Here is an 18,860-nt window from a genome sequence, read left to right on the forward strand (position 1 = left end):
GGTACGGCCGGTCAGGACTGCACGTGCAGTCCGAGATTCTCGTAGATCTCGAGCGTCGCCCTGGAGTTGTTGAGCGTGATGAAGTGCAGTCCGGGGACACCCTCGGAGAGCAGCCGCGCACAGAACTCCGTCGCGAACTCGATGCCCATGGAGCGTACAGCGGCCGGATCGTCCTTGACGGCGAGGATGCGCTCTTTCACGTGCGCGGGGAAGGCGGCGTTGCTCAGGGTGGGCAGCCGTTCCAGTGTCTTGAGGCTGACGACGGGCATGACCTCGGGGATGATCGGGGTCTCGCAGCCGGCCTTCTCGACGCTGTCGCGCAGTCGCAGATACGCCTCCGGGTCGAAGAACATCTGGGTGATCGCGTAGTCGGCGCCGGCCCGGCACTTGTCCACGAAGTGGCGGACGTCGGTGTCCCAGTCCAGCGACCGCGGGTGCATCTCGGGGAAGGCGGCGACGCCCACGCAGAAGTCGCCGGACTCCTTGATCAGCCGGACCAGGTCGGCCGCGTAGTGGACGCCCTCGGGGTGGGCGACCCACTCGCCGAGCGGGTCGCCCGGCGGGTCGCCGCGGACGGCGAGCATGTTCCGGATGCCGGCGTCGGCGTACTGGCCGAGGATGTTGCGCAGCTCGGCGACGGAGTGGTCGACGGCGGTGAGGTGCGCGACCGGGGTGAGGGTGGTGTCGGAGGCGATCTTCTGGGTGGCCTTGACCGTGCCGCCGCGCGTGGAGCCGCCGGCGCCGTAGGTCACGGAGACGAAGCTCGGCGCGACCGCCTCGATGCGGCGCATGGCGTTCCAGAGGCTCTGCTCGCTCTTCTCGGTCCGGGGGGCGAAGAACTCGAAGGAGTACGTGGTGTCGCCGGACGCGAGGATCTCGCGGACCGTGCGTGCACGGTCCGAGCGGACGGAAGCGGTACCAAGGGCCATACGGGCAGGTTAGACGCGGTCCAAGGTCGGGGTGAAGCCGAGTCCGCGTGTTGGACACCTTTCCGGTCATCCCGGCCACCCGTCCCAGCATCCGGACGCCCGGATTCCGCGCGCCGGACCGCGCGCCGGACGAGGCGCCGGACCTGGGGGCGTGCCGCGCGCCGGACGGGGCGCCGGACCGGGGGCGTACCGGGCGCCGTGCCGGGGCGCCGTGCCGGGCTCCGGGCGCCGCCGGCGGCGCTGTCAGGCGAGGCGCTCGCGGACCCGCTTGGCGAGGGAGGCCGCGGCGGAGGCCGGGTCGTCGGCCTCGGTGAGGGCGCGGACGACCACGATCCGGCGGGCGCCGGCGTCGAGGACCTCGTCCAGGTTGGTCTCGTCGATGCCGCCGATGGCGAACCAGGGGCGGTCCTGGGCGAGCCCGGCCGCGTACCGCACGAGGTCGAGGCCCGGGGCGTACCGTCCCGGCTTGGTGGGGGTGGGCCAGCAGGGCCCGGTGCAGAAGTAGTCCACGCCCGGCTCGGCGGCGGCCGCGGCCACCTCCGTCTCGGCGTGGCAGGAACGGCCGATCAGCACCTCGTCGCCGAGGATGACGCGGGCGGCGGCCACGGGCAGGTCGCCCTGGCCGAGGTGGAGCACGTCGGAGCCGATGGCGTGGGCGACGTCGGCCCGGTCGTTGACGGCCAGGAGCTTGCCGTGGCGGCGGCAGGCGTCGGCGAGGACGGCCAGGTGCTCCAGCTCCTCCCCCGCCTCCATGCCCTTGTCGCGGAGCTGCACGATGTCGACGCCGGAGGAGAGCACGGCGTCGAGGAAGTCGGGCAGGTCGCCCTGGCGCTTCCGGGCGTCGGTGCACAGGTAGAGCCGGGCGTCGGCGAGCTGCGCGCGAGGCGTGGACATGGTGATTCCCCCCTGGTGGGTGGTGCCGGTGCCGGGCCGGCCGGAAACGACCGGCCCGGCACCCGCGGGTGTTGTGGAACTGCTCGGCGAGCGTTGCGTCAGACGGCGAGCGCCTGGGCCCGGCGCTTCACCTCCGTGCCGCGATTCTCGCCGAGGGCCTGCGCGGGCGTGCCCGGCAGGGTCGGATCCGGAGTGAAGAGCCACTCCAGCATCTCTTCGTCACTGAAGCCGTCGTCCCGCAGGAGCGTCAGGGTCCCGGAGAGGCCCTTGACGACCTTGCCGTCCTGGATGAAGGCGGCCGGCACCTGGAGGATCTTCTCGCCGGGGCGCACCTCGCGGCGCACGGCGATCAGCTGGCCCTCCTTGACCAGCTGCCGCACGCGCGTCACCTCGACGTCCAGCATCTCCGCGATGTCGGGGAGGAAGAGCCAGGCGGGGACGAGAGCATCGGTCTTTGCGTCAATCTCGGTCACGGGACAAGCCTGCCATCCCGGACTGACAGTCGGTAGTCGGGCCCTACCGGACTGCGGCCTTCAGGGGGACGGACGGGTCCGCGGCCCGTGCCGGGTCGACGGCGGCGCGCTGCTCGACCAGCCGCCGTCCCTGGGCCAGGTCGCGCGGCCGGCCGACCGCGAGCAGGGCCACCGGGACGTCGTCGCGCAGCCAGAGGACGGTCCACGCCGGTTCGGCCGGGTGGCCGCGCCACAGCAGGGTGTCGGCGGCACCGTGGTGGCCGGCGTACTGGACGAAACGGCCGAACTGCTCGGACCAGAAGTACGGCACCGGGTCGTAGGCGGGGACGGTCGAGGCGGGCGCCCCGGCGACCTCGGCGACGATGGCGGCGGCGACCGTGCGCGGGCCCTGGAGGGCGTTGTCCCAGTGGTGGACGAGGAGCCGTTCGCCGTAGCGCGCGGAGGGGAAGGAGGCGCAGTCGCCGACGGCGTACACGTCGGGCAGCGAGGTGCGCAGCCGGTCGTCGGCGCTGAGCGCACCGCTCGGGTCGAGGGAGGCACCGGAACCGGCCAGCCAGGCGGTGGCGGGGCGGGCGCCGATGCCGACGACGACGGCGTCGGCGGCGAGTTCGACGGTCCGGCCGTCCGCGTCGGTGAGGACCACCCGGCCTTCTTCGACGCGGTCCACGCGGGCGGCGAGCCGGAGTTCGGCGCCGCTGTCGGCGTACCAGCCGGCCATCGGGGCGGTGACCTCGGCGGGCAGCGCGCCGGCCAGCGGCCGGTCGGCGGCCTCGACGACGGTGACGGCGCAGCCGGCCTCGCGGGCGGCGGTGGCGAACTCGGCGCCGATCCAGCCGGCGCCGACCACCACGATGTCGTGGCGGCGCGCCAGGACGGTGCCGAGCCGGGCGGCGTCGTCGAGGGTGCGCAGCAGGTGCACGCCGGGGACGCCCTCGCTGCCGGGCAGGGTGAGCGGGTGGGCGCCGGTGGCGACGACGAGGGTGTCGTACGGGACCGGGCCGGCCTCGGTGTCGACCTCGTGGGCGTCGGGGCGGAGCCCGGTGACCTCGACGCCGAGGCGGAGCTCGACGCCGAGTGACTCGAAATCGACGTCGAAGGCGGAGTCCTCGGCCTTGCCGAGGAGGACCGCCTTGGAGAGCGGCGGCCGGTCGTAGGGCTGGTGGGGCTCGGCGCCGATGAGGGTGACGGGGCCGGTGAAGCCCTGTTCGCGCAGGGCGACGGCGGTCTGCACACCGGCCATTCCGGCGCCGGCGATCACTACACGGTGGGGAACCTGCTTCTGCTCGCTCACCCGACCACCTTACGCATCTGACGGATCGTCAAGAAGAGAGGGTCCTGCGGGACCGGGCCGCCTGCGGTTAGTCTGACCGGCGTAGAGCACTCGCGGGAGCCCGGACGCACCGGGCTGAGAGGGAGGCTGACCGGCCTCCGACCGTACGAACCTGATCCGGGTCATGCCGGCGAAGGGAGGGGCTGGACGCCCATGTCGCGTACCACCGGTCGAACCGGTACATCCGGAACATCCGGCACATCCACCGCTTTCGACGTCCTTGTCGTCGGGGGCGGAATCATCGGCCTGGTCACGGCCTGGCGGGCCGCGCAGCGCGGACTGCGGACCGCCGTGGCCGACCCCGAACCGGGCGGCGGGGCCGCCCGGGTGGCGGCCGGCATGCTCGCCGCCGTCACCGAACTCCACTACGGCGAGGAGACCCTCCTCGGCCTCAACCTCGAATCCGCCCGCCGCTACCCCGACTTCGTCGCCGAACTCACCGAGGCCTCCGGCGGCCTGGACACCGGCTACCGCGCCTGCGGCACACTCGCCGTCGCCCTCGACGCCGACGACCGCGCCCACCTCCGCGAACTGCACGCCCTGCAGACCCGCTGCGGGCTCGCCTCGGAGTGGCTGAGCGGCCGCGACTGCCGGCGCCTGGAGCCGATGCTGGCGCCCGGCGTCCGCGGCGGACTCCGGGTCGACGGCGACCACCAGGTCGACCCGCGGCGGCTCGCCCACGCGCTGCTGGCCGCGTGCGAACGGGCCGGGGTGGTCTTCCACCGCGCCGTGGCCGAGCGGCTCACGGTGGTACGGGACCGGGCCCGCGGCGCCGTCCTGGCCGGGGGCGCCGAGGTGACCGCCGACCAGGTCGTGCTCGCCGCGGGCAGCCTGAGCGGGCGGCTCGACGGCGTACCGGCGGAGGTGCTGCCGCCCGTGCGGCCCGTGAAGGGGCAGGTGCTGCGGCTGCGGGTGCCGCCCGCGTACGCGCCGTTCCTCTCCCGGACCGTCCGCGCGGTCGTCCGCGGGAGCCACGTCTACCTCGTGCCGCGCGAGAACGGCGAGCTGGTGGTCGGCGCCACCAGCGAGGAGCTGGGCTGGGACACCACGGTCACCGCCGGCGGGGTGTACGAGCTGCTGCGCGACGCGCACGAGCTCGTCCCCGGCATCACCGAACTACCCCTCACCGAGACCCTGGCCGGGCTGCGCCCCGGGTCCCCCGACAACGCGCCGCTGCTCGGCCCCAGCACACTGCCCGGGCTGCACCTGGCGACCGGCCACTACCGCAACGGGGTGCTGCTCACCCCGGTCACCGGCGACGCCATGGCGGAGGCCCTCACGACCGGCGCCCTGCCGGAGGAGGTGCGCGCCTTCACCGCCCGCCGTTTCTCCCCCGCCCACCTGGGCTCCCCCGCACACCTGGAGCACGCATGAACCTGTCCGTGAACGGCGAGGGCCGGGTCCTGGACGGCCCCGTGTCCCTCGACGCCCTCGTCGCGACGCTCACCGCCGCTCCGGCCGGAGTGGCCGCCGCCGTCAACGAGACCGTCGTCCCGCGCAGCCAGTGGGCCACGACCGTGCTCGGCGACGGCGACCGGGTCGAGGTCCTCACCGCGGTACAGGGAGGTTGAGCGCGATGTCCGACGACGTCTTCCTGCTCGGCGGTACGGAGTTCTCCTCCCGCCTCATCATGGGGACGGGCGGGGCGCCCAGCCTCGACATCCTCGAACGCGCGCTGGTGACGAGCGGCACGCAGCTGACCACCGTCGCCATGCGCCGCCTCGACCCGACGGTGCGGGGGTCCGTCCTCTCGGTCCTCGACCGGCTCGGCATCCAGGTGCTGCCGAACACGGCCGGCTGTTACACGGCCGGCGAGGCCGTGCTGACCGCGCGGCTCGCGCGGGAGGCGCTCGGCACGGAGTGGATCAAGCTGGAGGTCATCGCCGACGAGCGCACGCTGCTGCCGGACGGCGAGGAGCTGCTCGCCGCGGCGGAGACCCTCGTCGACGACGGCTTCGTCGTCCTCCCCTACACGAACGACGACCCGGTCCTCGCGCGCAAGCTGGAGGACGTCGGCTGCGCCGCGATCATGCCGCTCGGCTCGCCCATCGGGTCCGGCCTCGGCATCCGCAACCCGCACAACTTCGAGCTGATCGTGGAGCGGGCGGGCGTGCCGGTGATCCTCGACGCGGGGGCCGGCACCGCGTCCGACGCGGCCCTCGCCATGGAGCTCGGCTGCGCCGCCGTCATGCTCGCCTCCGCCGTCACCCGGGCCCAGGAGCCCGTCCTCATGGCCGACGCCATGCGTCACGCGGTGGAGGCCGGCCGCCTGGCCCACCGCGCGGGCCGCATCCCGCGCCGCCACTTCGCGGAGGCGTCGTCCCCGACGGACGGCCGCGCCCGCCTGGACCCGGAGCGCCCGGCGTTCTGACGGTCCGCGGCCCCCGCCCCGGCGGGGTGCGGGGCCGCCGCCGCCGGCGCCGCGTCACAGCTGCGCTGCAGTCCCGGCCGCGCGGCCGGGGGTGTCGTACGGCCCTCGTAGACTCGACGCCGTGGACACGACCCTTCAGGACCCCCTCGTCGGGCGGCTGCTCGACGGCCGCTACCGCGTCGAGGCGCGCATCGCCGGCGGCGGGATGGCCACGGTCTACCGGGCCGTGGACATCCGGCTCGACCGGGTGCTCGCGCTCAAGGTGATGCACCCGGAGCTGGCGACGGACGCCGCCTTCGTGGAGCGGTTCATGCGGGAGGCGAAGTCCGTCGCGCGGCTCGCGCACCCGAATGTGGTCGGCGTGTTCGACCAGGGCGCGGACGGGGCGTACGTGTACCTGGCGATGGAGTACGTCGCGGGCTGCACGCTCCGGGACGTGCTGCGGGAGCGGGGCGCGCTGCGGCCCCGCGCGGCCCTCGACGTCCTGGAGCCGGTGCTCGCCGCGCTGGGCGCCGCGCACCGGGCGGGGTTCGTGCACCGGGACATGAAGCCGGAGAACGTCCTGATAGGGGACGACGGCCGGGTGAAGGTCGCGGACTTCGGGCTCGTACGGGCCGTGGGCACCGCCACCGACACCACCGGCGCGGTCCTCGGCACCGTGTCGTACCTCGCGCCGGAGCAGATCGAGCACGGCACCGCCGACACCCGCGCGGACGTGTACGCCTGCGGAGTCGTCCTGTACGAGATGCTGACCGGCGCCAAGCCGCACACCGGCGACACCCCGGCGCAGGTGCTCTACCAGCACCTGAACACCGACGTGCCCGCACCGTCCGCCGCCGTCCCGGGCCTCGCCGGGGAGCTGGACGCCGTGGTGGCGAGCGCCACCGCCCGCGACCCCGAGCTGCGGCCCTACGACGCGGTCGCGCTGCTCGCGCAGGTCCGCGACGCCCGCGCCGGGCTCACCGAGGAGCAGCTGGACGCCGTACCGCCGCAGGAGCGGGCGGCCCAGGAACCGAGCGGCCCCGAGGAGCGGACCAGCGTCATCCCGCGGATCCAGCCGCTGCCGGTGGAGCACACCAGTTTCCTGCCGGCGCCCGAACCGGCACCCGCGGCGCGCCGCCGCCGTCCCCGCGGCCCGCTCCTCGTCGTCGCCGCCGTCCTGCTCGCCCTCGGCATCGGGAGCGGCGTCTGGTACATCAACGCCGGTCAGTTCACCCGCGTCCCCGCCGTCCTCGGCCAGACCGAGGCCCAGGCCACCAAGCGCCTCACCGCCGCCGGTCTGGACGTGAGCACGACGAAGCGCGACTTCAGCGACGTGTACGAGCGCGGCACGGTCATGGCCGTCGACCCCGCGCCCGGCGAGCGGATCCGCGGCAACGGCCGGGTGACGCTCACCCTGTCCCGCGGCCCGAGGGTCGTGAAGGTCCCCAAGCTCAAGGGCGTCCCGCTCGCCGAGGCGAAGAAGCGGCTCGCCGACGAGGGCCTGGCGCCCGGCGTGATCACGTACGACTTCAGCCAGTCCGTCGCCCAGGGCGCGGTCATCGGCTCCGACCCGGAGCCCGGCACCGAGCGCGGCCCGGACTCGGCCGTCGCCCTCGTCGTCAGCAAGGGCGCGCCGGTCGAGGTCCCGGACGTCACCGGCGAGTCGGTGGAGGACGCCACGGCCACGCTCCAGGACGCCGGCCTGAAGGTCACGGTCGCGCCGGAGCGGGTCAACTCGCCCGAGGACGCCGGCACCGTCGCCGCGCAGTCCCTCGCCCAGGGCAGCCGGGCCGCCGAGGGCGACGCGATCACCCTCACCGTCTCCAAGGGCCCGAAGATGGTCGAGGTCCCGGACGTCGTCGACAAGAAGACGGCGGAGGCCAAGCAGGAGCTGGAGGACGCCGGATTCGTGGTCAAGGTCGAGAAGACCTTCCCGTTCCTCGGGGACACGGTCTCGGGCCAGTCCGTCGAGGGCGGCTCGACCGCCGCCGAGGGCTCCACCGTCACCATCACGATCAAGGGACTGTAAGAACTCATGCGCAACCCCGTCGGCGGCCACGTCCCCGTGGCCGGCGGCCTCGCCACCACCGGTCTCGGCTACGCGCGCGAGCTGGGCGCCGAGACCGTGCAGGTCTTCGTCGCCAACCCGCGCGGCTGGGCCACCCCGCCCGGCAACCCCGCCCAGGACGAGCTGTTCCGGGCCGGCTGCGAGGCCGAGGGCCTGTCGGCCTGGGTGCACGCCCCGTATCTGATCAACTTCGGCTCGCACACCGAGGCCACCGTGGAGAAGTCGGTGGAGTCGATGCGGCACTCGCTGCGCCGCGGCCGGCAGATCGGCGCGCAGGGCGTCGTCGTGCACACCGGCTCGGCGACCGGCGGGCGGCCGCGCGCTGAGGCGCTCGCGCAGGTACGGGAGCGGGTGCTGCCGCTGCTCGACGAGCTGACGCACGACGACGACCCGTTCCTGCTCCTGGAGTCGACGGCCGGGCAGGGCTCGTCGCTCTGCTCGCGGGCGGAGGACTTCGGACCGTACTTCGATGCGCTGGACCGCCACCCGAAGCTCGGCATCTGCCTCGACACCTGCCACATCTTCGCCGCGGGCCACGACCTGACCGGCCCGGACGGCGCCACGCGCACGCTCGACGAGCTGATGGCGGTGGTCGGCGAGGGAAGGCTGAAACTGATCCACGCCAACGACTCCAAGGACGTCGTGGGCGCGCACAAGGACCGGCACGCGAACATCGGCGTCGGTCACATCGGCGAGGACGGCTTCCGTAACCTCCTGAGCCACCCGGCCACGGACGGCGTGCCGTTGATCATCGAGACGCCGGGCGGGACGCAGGGCCACAGGGCGGATGTCGAACTACTAAAGAAACTCGTTGAGGAATACCCCAGGGGGGTATACCGTTCCTGAGTAAGCAGGAACGGTTACCCGACCTTGGGGGCACCCATGCAACACGAAGCGCACGCCCACCACGAGCACCACGCCCACCACCAGGGCCACGAAGGACACGAGGGTCACCACGCGGGCCACGAAGGGCACGCAGGCCACGTAGGCCACGAGGGGCATCACGCCCATCACGGTCACGACCACGGCGACGGCCGGGTCAGCTGGTCCATGGCCGCCCAGGCGACGCTGCACTGCCTCACCGGCTGCGCCATCGGCGAGGTGCTCGGCATGATCGTCGGCACCGCGTTCGGCTGGGGCAACGCGCCGACGATGGTGCTCGCGATCGTCCTGGCGTTCTTCTTCGGCTACACCCTCACCCTGCGCGGCATCCTGAAGGCCGGCGTCGACTTCAAGACCGCCTTCAAGGTCGCGCTCGCCGCCGACACCCTGTCCATCGCCGTCATGGAGATCATCGACAACGGCGTGATCGCGCTGTGGCCGGGCGCCATGGACGCGCACCTGTCCGACGCGCTGTTCTGGATCACCCTGGCGATCTCGCTGCTCGTCGCCTTCGTCCTGACCACCCCGGTCAACAAGTGGATGATCGGCCGCGGCAAGGGCCACGCCGTCGTCCACCAGTACCACTGACGCTCACGCGCCTCGCGCGTCTGACGAGCTAGAGCTCGGGGCCGTCGCCCGGCTCCTCCTGGTACGAGTAGCGCTGCTCCGTCCACGGATCACCGATGTTGTGATAGCCGCGCTCTTCCCAGAAGCCACGCCGGTCGGCGGCCATGTACTCCACGCCCCGCACCCACTTCGGGCCCTTCCAGGCGTACAGGTGCGGCACCACGAGTCGCAGCGGGAAGCCGTGCTCCGCGGTGAGCAGCTCGCCGTCCTTGTGGGTGGCGAAGATCGTGCGCTCGTCGGCGAAGTCGGAGAGGCGCATGTTGGCGCTGTAGCCGTACTCAGCCCAGACCATCACGTGCGTGACGTGCGGCGCGGGCGGGGCCAGCTCCAGGATCGTCCGGGCGGCGACGCCGCCCCATTCGGCCCCCAGCATGCTGAACTTCGTCACGCAGTGCAGGTCCGCCACGACGGTGGCGAAGGGCAGCGCCGAGAACTCCTCGTGGTTCCAGCAGCGCTTGTCGCCGTCCGCGGTCGCCCCGAAGACCCGGAACTCCCAGCGCTCCGGCTTGAAGCGGGGTACGGGGCCGTAGTGGGTGACCGGCCAGCCGCGCTGGAGCCGCTGCCCCGGCGGCAGATCCGTCACCGCCGCCACCGCTGCTTCCTCCCGGCGATCTCCGCCCTCCGGCTGACCCATGCCATCCATGGTGACAGACCGCGAGGGGTGGTCATGACCAGCCATGCACCGACATCCCGGGGATATTCTGACTATTAGGACAACTGTCGGTAAGCCTGCACTTACTGGACGCGATCCATGACCACTGCAAGGATGCGGCCATCCTGCCCAGTGGCGGCACCGACATGGCGTGGAAGGATTCCGAAGCGATGCAGGGCGACCCCGAGGTCCTCGAGTTCCTCAACGAGCAGCTGACCGGCGAGCTGACCGCGATCAACCAGTACTGGCTGCACTACCGCATCCAGGACAACAAGGGCTGGACGAGGCTCGCGAAGTACACCCGCGAAGAGTCCATCGACGAGATGAAGCACGCGGACAAGCTGACCGAGCGCATCCTCATGCTGGACGGGCTGCCCAACTACCAGCGCCTCTTCCACGTCCGGGTGGGTCAGACCGTCAAGGAGATGTTCGAGGCCGACCGGCAGGTCGAGGTGGAGGCGATCGACCGCCTCAGGCGCGGGATCGAGGTCATGCGGGCCAAGGGCGACGTCACCTCGGCGAACCTCTTCGAGGAGATCCTGGCGGACGAGGAGCACCACATCGACTACCTCGACACGCAGCTGGAGCTGATCGAGCAGCTGGGCGAGGCACTGTACTGCTCGACGCTCATCGAGCAGCCGAGCTGACCCTCCGGCTAGGCGGCCTCTGACAGCCTGGGAACCTCGGAGAACTCGGTGACCTCGGAGATCTCCGCGACCTCGGCCGTCAGGGCCGGGCGACCCTGGTCGACCAGTTCCCGTCGCGGGCAGTTGCCGCGCCCGAGAATGGCCTGAATACGCCGTACGCACGAGCCGCAGTCCGTGCCCGCCTTGCAGGCCGAGGCGATCTGGCGGGGCGTGCAGGCGCCGGCCTCCGCGTGCTCCTTGACCTGCTTCTCCGTGACTGCGAAGCATGAGCAGACGTACACGCGGTTCACCTCCCGCCGAGTGATCGATAAGGCTAACCTAACCTTACCTGGCGGGTGGGTGGCGCAAAAGCCCTCCCCACGAGAGTGGGGCGCGGATCACAAGGATCCGCGCCCCACTGTCGTACGCATCCGCCTACTGGTCGCGGTACATCTCCGCCACCAGGAAGGCCAGGTCCAGCGACTGGCTGCGGTTGAGCCGCGGGTCGCAGGCCGTCTCGTAGCGCTGGTGCAGGTCGTCGACGAAGATCTCGTCGCCGCCGCCCACGCACTCGGTGACGTCGTCACCGGTGAGCTCGACGTGGATGCCGCCCGGGTGGGTGCCCAGCTCCTTGTGGACCTCGAAGAAGCCCTTGACCTCGTCGAGCACGTCGTCGAAGCGGCGCGTCTTGTGGCCGGAGGCCGCCTCGAAGGTGTTGCCGTGCATCGGGTCGGTCACCCAGGCGACCGTCGCGCCCGAGGCGGTGACCTTCTCGACCAGCTCGGGGAGCTTGTCGCGGACCTTGTCGGCGCCCATGCGGACGATGAAGGTCAGCCGGCCCGGCTCGCGGTCCGGGTCCAGGCGGTCGATGTACGTCAGCGCCTCTTCGGCGGTGGTCGTCGGGCCCAGCTTGATGCCGATCGGGTTGGCGATCTGCGCCGCGAACTCGACGTGGGCGTGGTCCAGCTGACGGGTGCGCTCACCGATCCAGACCATGTGGCCGGAGGTGTCGTACAGCTTGCCGGTGCGCGAGTCGGTACGGGTCAGCGCGCCCTCGTAGTCGAGCAGCAGCGCCTCGTGCGAGGCGTAGAACTCGACCGCGCGGAACTCGGCCGGGTCGGTGCCGCACGCCTTCATGAAGTTCAGCGCGTTGTCGATCTCGCGCGCCAGCTGCTCGTAGCGCTGGCCCGACGGGGACGACTTCACGAAGTCCTGGTTCCAGGCGTGCACCTGGCGCAGGTCGGCGTAGCCACCGGTGGTGAAGGCGCGGACCAGGTTCAGCGTCGACGAGGACGCGTGGTACATCCGCTTCAGGCGCTCCGGGTCCGGGACCCGGGCGGCCTCGGTGAAGTCGAAGCCGTTGACGGAGTCGCCCCGGTAGGTCGGGAGCGTCACGCCGTCGCGGGTCTCGGTCCCCTTCGAGCGCGGCTTGGAGTACTGCCCGGCGATGCGGCCGACCTTCACGACGGGCACGGAGGCCGCGTACGTGAGGACGGCGCTCATCTGGAGCAGCGTCTTCAGCTTGGCGCGGATGTGGTCGGCGGAGACGGCGTCGAAGGCCTCGGCGCAGTCGCCACCCTGGAGGAGGAACGCCTCGCCACGGGCGACGGCTCCCATCCGGGCGCGCAGTTGGTCGCACTCGCCGGCGAAGACGAGCGGAGGATAGGACTCGAGCTCCGCGACGACGTCGCGCAGAGCCTCGGCATCGGGGTACTCAGGCTGCTGCGCCGCGGGCAGGTCTCGCCAGGTCGCCTTGGCGACGGCGTGGGTATCAGCGTTCACGGTCACGTCACCACAGTACGGGTCCGAGGCCCGCGTCCACGCCAGTGACCGCCTGATGAGACGAATACAACGGAAGCGACGAAACAGACGGACCCGACAGGGGTGCGTGGGCTACGATCGGCGCCATGTTCACGCAGACGACCCAGAACTGGTGGTGGACCGCTCATCCGGCGGCCCACTGACTGCGCGTACACCGAAACCACGCGAAGGCCGCCCGAGGGGCGGCCTTTCTCGTACCCGCGAGGCCGTTCCTCTCCCCCACCGGAAAGGAACACTCATGGATCTCTCCCGTCTCCTCGACGACTCCTGCCCCCCGTTCGCGCTGCTGCGCCGCCGCACCCCCGGCCGTGACCACGACACCGTCGAGGTGCTCATCGGCCCGGTGCACGAGGCCGAGCGGCTCGCCGAGCTGCCCGTCCGCCGTGAGCTGCCGACGCTCGCGCTCGTGCCGTTCCGGCAGATCCGCGAGCGCGGCTTCGACGTGCGCGACGACGGCACGCCGCTCGCCGTGCTGGCCGCCGAGGAGGCGTACGAGCTGCCGCTCGCCGACGCCCTCGCGCAGCTCCCGGACCGTGCCGTACGGGTGGAGGGCGGCGGGTTCGACGTGTCCGACGAGGAGTACGGGCGGATCGTGCGGCGGGTGATCGACGAGGAGATCGGGCGCGGCGAGGGCGCGAACTTCGTCATCCGGCGCACCTTCACCGGTGAGATCCCGGGCTTCGGGCGGGCCGACGCGCTCGCGCTGTTCCGGCGGCTGCTCGCGGGCGAGCGGGGCGCGTACTGGACCTTCGTCGTCCACACCGGGGACCGCACGCTCGTCGGGGCCAGCCCGGAGGTACACGTGCGGATGTCCGGCGGCACGGTCGTGATGAACCCGATCAGCGGCACCTACCGCTACCCGGCGGGCGCCGCGCCGACGCCCGAGGACCTGCTCGCGTTCCTGGCCGACCGCAAGGAGACCGAGGAGCTGTCGATGGTGGTCGACGAGGAGCTGAAGATGATGTGCACGGTCGGCGACCGGGGCGGGGTGGTGATCGGACCGCGGCTGAAGGAGATGGCGCATCTCGCCCACACGGAGTACGAGCTGCGCGGCCGCTCCTCGCTCGACGTGCGCGAGGTGCTGCGCGAGACGATGTTCGCGGCGACCGTGACCGGCTCACCGCTGCAGAACGCGTGCCGGGTCATCGAGCGCCACGAGGCCGGGGGCCGCGGCTACTACGCGGGCGCGCTCGCGCTGCTCGGCACCGACGAGAACGGGGCGCAGACCCTGGACTCCCCCATCCTCATCCGTACCGCCGACATCGACTCCGAAGGAACGCTGCGGGTCCCCGTCGGCGCCACGCTCGTGCGGCACTCGGACCCGGCGGGCGAGGTCGCCGAGACGCACGCGAAGGCGGCGGGCGTGCTGGCCGCGCTCGGGGTACGCGAGGGGCGGCCGCGCGAGGAGGGCGCGGTGCCGGCGCGGCTGGCCGAGGACAGGCGGGTGCGGGCGGCGCTCGACGCGCGGCGGGCGGACCTGGCGCCGTTCTGGCTGCGGATGCAGGTCCGTTCGGCGGAGCTGTCCGGTCACGCGCTGGTCATCGACGCCGAGGACACCTTCACGGCGATGCTGGCGCATCTGCTGCGCTCGTCCGGCCTGGACGTGTCCGTCCTCCGCTACGACGAGCCGGGCCTGCGCGAGCTGGCTCTCGCCCACGAGGGCCCGGTGGTCCTCGGCCCCGGCCCGGGTGACCCGCAGGACGCGGGCGACCCGAAGATGCGTTTCCTGCGCGGGCTCACGGCGGAGCTGCTGCGCGACCACCGGCACGGCCTGCTCGGGGTGTGCCTCGGCCACGAGCTGATCGCGGCCGAGCTGGGCCTGGAGATCGTGCGGAAGCGGACGCCGTTCCAGGGCGCGCAGGTGCGGATCGACCTGTTCGGTCAGGAGCAGACGGTCGGCTTCTACAACAGCTTCACGGCGCGGTGCGACGACGGCGAGGCGCGGGAGCTCGCCGCGCACGGCATCGAGGTGAGCCGGGAGACGGCGACGGGCGAGGTCCACGCGCTGGCAGGGCGCGGATTCGCGTCGATGCAGTTCCATCCCGAGTCGGTGCTCACGCTGGACGGATCGACGGTCGTCACGCAGCTGCTCGCGGCAGCCGGCGCCGCGGCGACCGTGGCCGAAGGCGCGGACGGTCGCTGATCCGGAGCTCCCCGCGGCAGCGGGGACGGCCCCTGCACTCCCGCGAACGCAGGGCCGCGCAGCGCATGCTCCCCGCGCCGGCGGGGACGGTCAGGCCCGCGGTACCAGGACGTTCTCGCTGCGCCGCCCCGCGCGGTGGTCGAGGACGTCCTGGACCGTGGTGTCGATGATCCGCGGGCGGCTCAGCCGAAGAAGATCCCCGCCTCCGCGTACCGCCCCGGGTCCACCGTCTTGAGCCGGCCGGTCGCCGCCGCCAGCGGGACCCGGACCACGTCCGTACCGCGCAGGGCGACCATCGTCCCGTACGCCCCGTCCCGCACCGCGTCCACCGCGTGCAGTCCGAACCGGGTGGCCAGCCAGCGGTCGAAGGCGCTCGGGCTGCCGCCGCGCTGGACGTGGCCGAGGACCGTGGTGCGGGCCTCCTTGCCGGTGCGCCGCTCGATCTCGGCGGCCAGCCACGCGCCCACCGGGCCCGCGCCGGGTCCGCCGGCGCGTGGCCGGGCGCCCTCGGCGACGACGAGGATCGGGGCGTAGGTGGCGGAGAAGCGGGAGGCGACCCAGGCGAGCACCTGGTCGAGGTCGAAGCGCTGCTCGGGCACGAGGATGACGTTGGCGCCGCCGGCGAGCCCGGCGTGCAGCGCGATCCAGCCGGTGTGGCGGCCCATCACCTCGACGACGAGGACGCGGCGGTGCGAGTCGGCGGTGGTGTGGAGCCGGTCGATGGCCTCGGTGGCGATGCCGACGGCGGTGTCGAAGCCGAAGGTCCAGTCGGTGGCCGACAGGTCGTTGTCGATGGTCTTGGGAACGCCGACGCAGGGCAGCCCGTGCTCGGCGTGCAGCCGGGCGGCGGTGCCGAGGGTGCCGCGGCCGCCGACCACGACCAGGGCGTCGGTGCGGTGCTTGGCCAGCTGCTCACGGATCCGCCCGACGCCGTCGGGGAGGGCGAAGGGGTCGGTGCGGGAGGAACCGAGCACGGTGCCGCCGCGCGGCAGGAGGCCGCGGACGGCGCGGACGTCGAGCGGGACGGTGTCGCCCTCGACCACCCCGCGCCAGCCGTCGCGGAAGCCGGTGAGGCTCCAGCCGTGTTCCTGGACGCCCTTGCGGACGACGGCGCGGATCACCGCGTTGAGTCCGGGGCAGTCGCCTCCGCCGGTCAGCACACCGACGCGCATGGACACGCTCCTTCGCCGTACGTGGGGCTCCTGAGGGGATGCGGCCCACGCTAGTGGTGGCGCGGGCCGCCCCGAGACGGCGAATTGAGTGAATCCCGGCGCCGGTCAGGCGTCGTCGAGGCCGACCTCGATGGCGTACCGGACGAGCTCCACGCGGTTGTGCAGCTGGAGCTTGCCGAGGGTGTTCTGCACGTGGTTCTGCACGGTGCGGTGGGAGATGACGAGCCGTTCGGCGATCTGCTTGTAGCTCAGGCCCTTGGCGACCAGGCGCAGCACCTCGGTCTCGCGCTCGGTGAGCCGCGGGGCCTTGGGCTCGTCGGCGCCGGTGGCCGGGGCGGGCTCGGAGGCGAGCCGGCGGTACTCGCCGAGGACGAGGCCGGCCAGGCCCGGCGTGAAGACCGGGTCACCCACGGCGGTGCGGCGGACCGCGTCGAGCAGCTCCTCCGTGCTGGCGGACTTCAGCAGATAGCCGGTGGCACCGGACTTCACGGCCTCCAGGACGTCGGCGTGCTCGCCGCTCGCCGAGAGCACGAGGACCCGCAGCCGCGGATTGGCGCCGACGAGCTCCTTGCAGACCTGGACGCCCGGCTTGAGCGGCAGGTTCAGGTCGAGGACGAGGACGTCGGGGCCGGCCGCGGCGGCGCGGCGGACGGCCTGCTCGCCGTCGCCCGCGGTGGCGACGACGTCGAGGCCGGCCTCGCCGAGGTCGCGGGCGACCGCGTCCCGCCACATGGGGTGGTCGTCGACCACCATGACCCGGATCGGCCGCTGCTGTTCCACTGCCTGCTGCTCGCTCACTTCGCTCCTGCCTTCCCCCGCTGTTCCCCCGGCGCACGCGGCGCGCGCGGGACCTTCAGTTCCACTTCGGTGCCCTGCCCGGGGACCGAGATCAGCTCGGCGGTGCCGCCGAGGTCGCGCAGCCGCCCCCGGATGGACAGGGCCACGCCCATCCGCCCCTCGCCCTCGGCCTGGGCGAGCCGGCCCTCGGGGATGCCGGGGCCGTCGTCCCGTACGGTCACGATCACCTCGTCGCCCCAGTCCTCGACCAGGATCCAGGCCCGGGCCGCCGCGCCCGCGTGCACCCGCACGTTGTCCAGGGCGGCGCCGACGGCCGCGGCCAGTTCCCGGGCGGCCGGGGCGGGCAGCGGGACCGGGGCGCCGGGGTCGGCGAGGGTGACCCTGGCGCCGGCGCGCGGGGCGAGCAGGGTGCGCAGGTCGATGTCGTCCGACGCGGACTCCGGCTGCTCCGGTTCCTCCACCAGCCGTACCACCGCGCCCTCGGACTCGTCCTCGGAGACGTACGAGGTACGGATGAGCCCGCCGGCCACCAGGGTGCGCAGCGCGACCTCCTGCTCGCCGGCCATCCGGCCCAGCTCGGCGGCCTCGCCGCCGAGGGCGGTGCCGCGCCGCTGCACCATGGCGAGGACCTGGAGCACGCTGTCGTGGATGTCCCGGGCGAGCCGCTCCCGTTCGCGGGTCGCGGCCTCGATCTCCAGGGCGCGGGCGAGGGTGCGCTCGGAGGCGCGGGCGACCTCGACCACGTAGCCGATGGCGATCGAGGCGACCCAGACGAGCAGCACGTTGTGCAGGGTGTCGCGGGTGGGGTGGCCGCGCTCGACGACGTTGGCGACGGCGACCAGCGAGGACGCCAGGCCGGCCCAGCGCCAGCCGCCCTTGATGGCGTAGGCGAGCACGGCGCCGGCGGTCCATATCGACGGCAGGGTGGAGCCGTCCATCGACCGCACCTGCTCGTCCGCGAGCGGGGTGAGCAGGATGCCGGTGAGGGCGATGGTGAGGTCGGCGGCCAGGAAGCGCCGGGTGCAGCTGACCGCGTTCGCCACCTGGGGAAGCGTGGCGAGGGTCCACACGCACATCACGGCGAGGTACGCGACCGCGACCCAGTGCCGCTCGTAGTGCCGCCAGCCGAAGACGCACAGCAGCACGGCGTACCCCATGGTGAGGACGCGGTACGCGGTGAGGGCACGCCACAGCGGCTGCTCGACCGACATGCGCACGACACGCTCGCGCCTGGCCATCTCCCCCACCACCCCCGGGCGCCTCCTCGTCGGGAGGGTCAGGCGCCGGACTCTTCCCGTGCCGCGATCTCGGCCTTGACGGCCGCCTTGGCGGCCTTCTCCGCTTCCGCGATCTGCCGCTTGGCGGCGGTCGCGTAGATGTCCACGTACTCCTGGCCGGACAGCTTCATGATCTCGTACATGACCTGGTCGGTCACCGAGCGCAGGATGAAGCGGTCGCCCTCCATGCCCTGGTAGCGGCTGAAGTCGAGCGGCTTGCCGATCCGGATGCCCGGGCGCATCAGCTTGGGCACGATCTTGCCGGGCGGCTGGATCTTCTCGGTGTCGATCATGGCGACCGGGATCACCGGCGCGCCGGTGGCGAGCGCCACGCGCGCGAGACCGCCGGGCTTGCCGCGGTAGAGCCGCCCGTCGGGCGAGCGGGTGCCCTCCGGGTAGATACCGAACAGGCCGCCCGACTCGATGACCTCGATGCCGGCCCTGATCGCCGCCTCGCCCGCGCCGCGCGCACCGGAACGGTCGACCGGGAGCTGGCCGACGCCCTTGAAGAAGGCGGCCGTCAGCTTGCCCTTGACGCCGGGGCTGGTGAAGTACTCGGCCTTGGCGATGAAGGTGACCTTGCGGTCGAGGACGGCGGGCAGGAAGAAGGAGTCCGAGAAGGACAGGTGGTTGCTCGCGAGGATCGCCGGCCCCTCGGCGGGAATGTTCTCGAGGCCCTCCACCCAGGGCCTGAAGGCGATCTTCAGGGACCCTCCGAGGGAGAACTTCATAGCGCCGTAGATCAACTCGTCATGCCTTCCGTGTGCCGTCACGACGACCTTATCCCTTGAGGGCGGGACGGGACCGCCACGGGC

20 protein-coding genes and 1 riboswitch are annotated in these 18,860 nt (G+C 72.8%); of the genes, 9 read left to right on the top strand and 11 right to left on the bottom strand.

Annotation, left to right across the window (positions count from 1 at the left end):
• Positions 1-11: 11 nt before the first annotated feature.
• The 4 genes from metF to ACIRSU_RS29460 form a co-directional block, all read right to left on the bottom strand.
• Entirely contained in the window at positions 12-929 is a 918-nt protein-coding gene (gene metF, locus ACIRSU_RS29445) for a methylenetetrahydrofolate reductase [NAD(P)H] (RefSeq protein WP_403798343.1), read from the bottom strand.
• Positions 930-1,172: 243 nt separating this feature from the next.
• A complete protein-coding gene (gene thiE / locus ACIRSU_RS29450) occupies positions 1,173-1,823 on the bottom strand; it encodes a thiamine phosphate synthase (RefSeq protein ID WP_403798346.1) in 651 nt (216 codons plus the stop codon).
• Positions 1,824-1,921: 98 nt separating this feature from the next.
• Entirely contained in the window at positions 1,922-2,296 is a 375-nt protein-coding gene (locus ACIRSU_RS29455) for an Rv2175c family DNA-binding protein (RefSeq protein ID WP_403798348.1), read from the bottom strand.
• Between the two features lie 43 nt (positions 2,297-2,339).
• Complete coding sequence (locus ACIRSU_RS29460; protein ID WP_403798351.1) at positions 2,340-3,587, bottom strand: NAD(P)/FAD-dependent oxidoreductase; 1,248 nt, start codon at positions 3,585-3,587, stop codon at positions 2,340-2,342.
• 82 nt (positions 3,588-3,669) lie between these two features.
• Positions 3,670-3,782: riboswitch (TPP riboswitch) on the top strand.
• On the opposite strand from ACIRSU_RS29460, the gene thiO reads away from it, so the two are divergent.
• From thiO to ACIRSU_RS29490, 6 genes are all read left to right on the top strand, one after another.
• Positions 3,780-5,000 carry a glycine oxidase ThiO gene (gene thiO / locus ACIRSU_RS29465; protein WP_403798354.1) on the top strand — a complete coding sequence of 407 codons (1,221 nt, stop codon included), beginning with the start codon at positions 3,780-3,782 and terminating at the stop codon, positions 4,998-5,000. Its footprint overlaps the riboswitch before it by 3 nt.
• On the top strand, positions 4,997-5,197 hold the full coding sequence (gene thiS / locus ACIRSU_RS29470) for a sulfur carrier protein ThiS (protein ID WP_403798357.1): 201 nt from the start codon (positions 4,997-4,999) through the stop codon (positions 5,195-5,197). Before thiO ends, thiS begins: the two co-directional genes overlap by 4 nt.
• A 5-nt stretch (positions 5,198-5,202) precedes the next feature.
• Positions 5,203-5,997 carry a thiazole synthase gene (locus ACIRSU_RS29475; protein WP_403798359.1) on the top strand — a complete coding sequence of 265 codons (795 nt, stop codon included), beginning with the start codon at positions 5,203-5,205 and terminating at the stop codon, positions 5,995-5,997.
• A 121-nt stretch (positions 5,998-6,118) separates the two neighbouring features.
• Positions 6,119-8,008 carry a Stk1 family PASTA domain-containing Ser/Thr kinase gene (gene pknB, locus ACIRSU_RS29480; RefSeq protein WP_403798362.1) on the top strand — a complete coding sequence of 630 codons (1,890 nt, stop codon included), beginning with the start codon at positions 6,119-6,121 and terminating at the stop codon, positions 8,006-8,008.
• Positions 8,009-8,014: 6 nt separating this feature from the next.
• The gene (locus tag ACIRSU_RS29485) at positions 8,015-8,893 is read left to right on the top strand and encodes a deoxyribonuclease IV (protein WP_403798365.1); all 879 of its coding nucleotides are present in this window, start codon (positions 8,015-8,017) and stop codon (positions 8,891-8,893) included.
• A 36-nt stretch (positions 8,894-8,929) separates the two neighbouring features.
• Positions 8,930-9,517, top strand: a complete 588-nt coding sequence (locus tag ACIRSU_RS29490; protein WP_403798368.1) for a DUF4396 domain-containing protein — start codon at positions 8,930-8,932, stop codon at positions 9,515-9,517.
• 28 nt (positions 9,518-9,545) lie between these two features.
• On the opposite strand, the gene ACIRSU_RS29495 is transcribed toward ACIRSU_RS29490, so the two are convergent.
• Entirely contained in the window at positions 9,546-10,190 is a 645-nt protein-coding gene (locus ACIRSU_RS29495) for a sulfite oxidase-like oxidoreductase (protein ID WP_403798371.1), read from the bottom strand.
• Between the two features lie 188 nt (positions 10,191-10,378).
• Here ACIRSU_RS29495 and bfr point away from each other — a divergent pair, with 188 nt between their 5' ends.
• On the top strand, positions 10,379-10,855 hold the full coding sequence (gene bfr / locus ACIRSU_RS29500; RefSeq protein ID WP_403798373.1) for a bacterioferritin: 477 nt from the start codon (positions 10,379-10,381) through the stop codon (positions 10,853-10,855).
• Between the two features lie 8 nt (positions 10,856-10,863).
• On the opposite strand, the gene ACIRSU_RS29505 is transcribed toward bfr, so the two are convergent.
• Both ACIRSU_RS29505 and ACIRSU_RS29510 read right to left on the bottom strand, forming a co-directional pair.
• Positions 10,864-11,145 (bottom strand): bacterioferritin-associated ferredoxin, encoded by a 282-nt coding sequence (locus tag ACIRSU_RS29505; protein WP_403798376.1) that lies wholly within the window; start codon positions 11,143-11,145, stop codon positions 10,864-10,866.
• A 124-nt stretch (positions 11,146-11,269) separates the two neighbouring features.
• Positions 11,270-12,622 (bottom strand): class II 3-deoxy-7-phosphoheptulonate synthase, encoded by a 1,353-nt coding sequence (locus ACIRSU_RS29510; RefSeq protein WP_403798378.1) that lies wholly within the window; start codon positions 12,620-12,622, stop codon positions 11,270-11,272.
• Between the two features lie 119 nt (positions 12,623-12,741).
• On the opposite strand from ACIRSU_RS29510, the gene ACIRSU_RS29515 reads away from it, so the two are divergent.
• Both ACIRSU_RS29515 and ACIRSU_RS29520 read left to right on the top strand, forming a co-directional pair.
• Positions 12,742-12,798, top strand: coding sequence for a trp operon leader peptide (locus tag ACIRSU_RS29515; protein WP_123954659.1), 57 nt, complete (start codon positions 12,742-12,744; stop codon positions 12,796-12,798).
• 95 nt (positions 12,799-12,893) lie between these two features.
• Positions 12,894-14,798 carry an anthranilate synthase family protein gene (locus ACIRSU_RS29520; RefSeq protein WP_403798381.1) on the top strand — a complete coding sequence of 635 codons (1,905 nt, stop codon included), beginning with the start codon at positions 12,894-12,896 and terminating at the stop codon, positions 14,796-14,798.
• A 182-nt stretch (positions 14,799-14,980) separates the two neighbouring features.
• On the opposite strand, the gene ACIRSU_RS29525 is transcribed toward ACIRSU_RS29520, so the two are convergent.
• The 4 genes from ACIRSU_RS29525 to ACIRSU_RS29540 all read right to left on the bottom strand — a co-directional run bounded on the left by ACIRSU_RS29525 (position 14,981) and on the right by ACIRSU_RS29540 (position 18,791).
• Positions 14,981-15,970, bottom strand: a complete 990-nt coding sequence (locus tag ACIRSU_RS29525) for an ATP-dependent 6-phosphofructokinase (RefSeq protein ID WP_403798384.1) — start codon at positions 15,968-15,970, stop codon at positions 14,981-14,983.
• Between the two features lie 105 nt (positions 15,971-16,075).
• Positions 16,076-16,723, bottom strand: a complete 648-nt coding sequence (locus tag ACIRSU_RS29530) for a response regulator (RefSeq protein ID WP_403798608.1) — start codon at positions 16,721-16,723, stop codon at positions 16,076-16,078.
• A 41-nt stretch (positions 16,724-16,764) separates the two neighbouring features.
• The gene (gene macS / locus ACIRSU_RS29535) at positions 16,765-18,006 is read right to left on the bottom strand and encodes a MacS family sensor histidine kinase (RefSeq protein ID WP_403798386.1); all 1,242 of its coding nucleotides are present in this window, start codon (positions 18,004-18,006) and stop codon (positions 16,765-16,767) included.
• 38 nt (positions 18,007-18,044) lie between these two features.
• Entirely contained in the window at positions 18,045-18,791 is a 747-nt protein-coding gene (locus tag ACIRSU_RS29540) for a lysophospholipid acyltransferase family protein (protein ID WP_403798610.1), read from the bottom strand.
• Positions 18,792-18,860: the final 69 nt, after the last annotated feature.

This window comes from Streptomyces sp. NPDC101160 (assembly GCF_044768205.1).
GTDB lineage: Bacteria > Actinomycetota > Actinomycetes > Streptomycetales > Streptomycetaceae > Streptomyces.